Origin of the sequence: Bacillus sp. SIMBA_074 (assembly GCF_046534555.1) — a bacterium.
Lineage (GTDB): Bacteria > Bacillota > Bacilli > Bacillales > Bacillaceae_G > Bacillus_A > Bacillus_A mycoides.
In genome coordinates, this window is sequence record NZ_JAWRYM010000402.1 from 1 (window position 1) to 278 (window position 278).

Genomic DNA, 278 nt, shown 5'->3' on the forward strand with positions numbered 1-278 from the left:
GGGGACATCCGGGTTTAATGGCGCCTATCGCCCGTGCTAAAACACCTCTGTGGGTATTTGCCGCCGGGCGCGATCTTGCTATCAACAAAAACTATTTTTATCCGGGCATAGAACGGCTGCGTCAGCTTGGGCATGACAACGTGCGGTTCAGTATGCTGGAGCAAGCCGGACACGATGCCTGGAAACAGGTCTACGCCGGTTCGGACTTGTACCAATGGCTATTGCAGCAGCACAAAACTGCCGGTAAGTGATAAAATACCGGCAAATTAAAGTGCTAT

1 pseudogene is annotated in these 278 nt (G+C 51.8%); it reads left to right on the top strand.

Annotated features, from left to right (window positions below):
• Positions 1-251: pseudogene (locus SB773_RS31325) on the top strand (hypothetical protein); the annotation flags it as partial.
• Positions 252-278: the final 27 nt, after the last annotated feature.